A 3,057-nucleotide genomic window follows, 5' to 3' on the forward strand; every position below is an offset into this window, starting at 1 on the left:
CCGCTTACCTGGGCGTCGAGGAGGATCAGGAGCCGGACGAACCGCCCATCGAAGCGCTTTCCAAGGAGGTTCAACATGCTTGAACTCGAAACCGTGGACGTATCTTACGGAGCGATCCGCGCGGTGAGGGGAGTCTCGCTACATGTGAAAGCTGGCGAGGTCGTGACAATCATTGGCGCCAACGGCGCGGGCAAGAGCACCCTGCTCAAGGGGATCGCCGGTCTTGAACCGATCGCCGCGGGGCGCGTTCTATTCGAGGGCAGCGACTGCAGCCGCGTGCCGGTGCATGCACGGGTACGGTTGGGCATTGCGCTGTCACCCGAAGGCCGAGGGGTGTTCGCAGACCAGACCGTACGGGACAATCTTTTGCTAGGAGGCTATTTGCGCCGCGACGACAAGGCGCACCTGGATTCGCTCGTCGAGCGCGAGTTCGCGCGCTTTCCTCGTCTGAAGGAGCGCCAGAACCAGTTGGCGGGGACGCTGTCTGGCGGTGAACAGCAGATGCTGGCGATGTCTCGCGCCCTGATGAGCGAGCCCCGCTTGCTGCTGTTGGACGAGCCGTCCCTCGGACTTGCCCCCCAGATCACGGCGGAGATCTTCCGTTCCATCCGTCAGCTTCATCATGCGGGTATGACGATCGTGCTCGTGGAGCAGATGGCGAATCRGGCGCTGGCCGCCTCGGACCGAGCGTACGTACTGGAGACGGGCGTGGTGCGGCTCGAAGGAACAGGTACGGCGCTGCTCAAGGATCCCGTCGTGCGCGCGGCGTACCTTGGCGGTCACTGATCCGCACCGGGAGAGAAGCAAATTTCGATCGATGCTTCTTGGGCTGAGTGCGCGGCTATTTGGCGCCGCGATCGTGCTGCCGCTTGCGCACAAGCTTATTCTTCGAAGCCCAACCGGATCGTGGTCGGATCTACGGTGGGTTCGACCGACTCGCTGGGGCAAATCGACGTCGAACCTGCTTCGGATGCCTGTGCACGTCAAGGCCAAGGTGCGAACCGATCCTCGCGATTCGTACCCATATGTATTTGGCATCGCATCGGCCAACGCTCGCGGCTCGCCTGGAAGGAGGCCGAAGTCGGCATGCGTCGTCGATGCTCCCTGCGCGAGCGATGGGGGTCAGCCGCGGCGCCATGGAAGGGCGGCGAGAGGCATATCGCGGCGGTGACGCACCGGTCCGTCACGATGTCGGAAGATCTATCGCTGGTAGACTTTGCACATGCTTAAGAACAGGCTCAAGCCAAATCCGGAAAAGGCTGTCGACGTGAGGGCGGTGCCCCGTAGTCTCGAATGGGAAATGCGCTTCAACTTTCTCATTCATGACGTATCGCGGTTGCGCCGCAGCGCGTTTGATCGCTCTATGAAGCCACTCGGCGTAACTCGATCCCAGTGGTGGGTCCTGGCCTATCTATCCCGAGAGGATGGCATGACGCAGTCCCGCCTTGCGGAAGAACTTGACCTTGGCAAAGTGGCGATCGGGGGGCTGATCGATCGACTTCAGAAGTCGGGACTGATACGGCGCGTCGCTGATCCCGCCGACAGGAGAATCAATCGCGTCTTCCTGGAGCCRTCGAGCAAGCGCATGATCGCTCGATTGCGAAACGTCGAAGCGGAACTGAACCAGGAAATTCTCGAAGGGGTCACTGAACGGGACTTAGAAGTGGCTGCCGCGGCGCTTGCGACGATCAAGCACAACTTACTGAGGTATCTGACACCCTCCGAAGCCGCGTGATCAGGACTTCGATGGGTGTGCGTCGGCTCGCAGTGATAGGGGAGGGTGGGGCCGCGCCTAGTATGTCGATCAGGTGAGAGGGCATTCGAGAGGAACGTCAGGTCGTCGGCGTCTTCTAAGCCAGTCTCACGCCAACTTGAACGGCAGTTCACGCATGGGCTTCCCTGTCAGCCGCGCGATGGCGTTGGCGAAGGCGGGCGCCAGCGGGGGCAGGCCGGGCTCGCCCATGCCAGTCGGCGGCTCGGCGCTGGGGACCAGATGCACAGCGATCTGCGGCATGTCGGTGATCCTCGGAACGGAAAAGTCACCGAAGTTGCTCTGCTGGACCTCGCCGTCTTTCAGTGTGATGGCGGCTCCTGGCAAGCACATGGACAGACCCATCAGCGCGGCGCCCTGCACCTGCGCCTCCACGCTGCGCGGATTCACAGCCAGATTGCAGTGCACGCCGGCGGTCACTCGGTCCAGCATCGGCTGGCCGTCGCGCAGCGAGGCTTCAGCCACATAGGCGACCACAGAGTCGAAGGACTCGTGGACGGCCACACCCCAGGCCCGGCCAGCGGGTAGTTGCTTCTTGCCATAGCCGCTCTTGTCCACCGCCAGCTGGAGCGCGGCACGGTGGCGCGGGTGCTTGTCGCCAAGCAGGCGCATGCGGTAAGCCACCGGGTCTTGCTTCGTGCTGCGGGCGATTTCGTCAAGCAAGGTCTCCATCACGTAGGCGGTGTGGGTGGAGCCGACGCTGCGCCACCACAGCACCGGCACGTTGACCTTCGGGTGATGCACCGTCAGGCGCATGGGCACGGGGTAGGGATCGCGCATGCCCTCGGTGGCCGTGGCGTCGATGCCATTCTTGACCTGGAATTCGCCAAACACAGTGCCGGTGGTGATGGATTGGCCGACGATCACGTGATCCCATGCCAGCACATTGCCACGCTCGTCAAAGCCGATCTGGGCGCGGTGCAGATGCATGGGGCGGTAGTAGCCGCCCTTGATGTCGTCCTCGCGGCTCCACAGCGTGCGCACCGGCACGTTGAGGCCGGCGGCCCGAGCGGCTTTCGCGATGTTGCAGGCCTCGACCACATAGTCGCTCGATCCGACGAAACGCCGGCCGAATCCACCGCCAGCCGTCTGCACGTGCATCGTCACCTGCTCGGGTTTGAGGCCCAACACATTCGCGGCAGCCGCGGCGTCCAGCCCTGGACACTGGGTGCCGACCCACAGCTCGGCGCGTCCGTTCCCCGTCTGCACGGTGCAGTTCAGCGGCTCCATCGGCGCATGGGCCAGATAGGGGAAGACGAACTCGGCCTTCAGTTGCCGCGGTGCGC

The 3,057-nt window shown here is 63.4% G+C and carries 3 protein-coding genes; 2 read left to right on the top strand and 1 reads right to left on the bottom strand.

Going from position 1 to position 3,057, the window contains the following annotated elements:
* The first annotated feature begins 75 nt into the window (after positions 1 to 75).
* Together AC1DY5_RS49280 and AC1DY5_RS49285 are read left to right on the top strand one after the other, a co-directional pair.
* A complete protein-coding gene (locus AC1DY5_RS49280; protein ID WP_478121611.1) occupies positions 76 to 786 on the top strand; it encodes an ABC transporter ATP-binding protein in 711 nt (236 codons plus the stop codon).
* A gap of 436 nt (positions 787 to 1,222) precedes the next feature.
* Positions 1,223 to 1,735, top strand: a complete 513-nt coding sequence (locus AC1DY5_RS49285) for a MarR family winged helix-turn-helix transcriptional regulator (protein WP_478121612.1) — start codon at positions 1,223 to 1,225, stop codon at positions 1,733 to 1,735.
* Positions 1,736 to 1,861: 126 nt separating this feature from the next.
* Here AC1DY5_RS49285 and AC1DY5_RS49290 read toward each other — a convergent pair.
* The coding region (locus AC1DY5_RS49290) for a xanthine dehydrogenase family protein molybdopterin-binding subunit (protein ID WP_478121613.1) at positions 1,862 to 3,057 on the bottom strand (1,196 nt) is incomplete at its 5' end.

This window comes from Variovorax sp. P4_D9, from assembly GCF_056401695.1.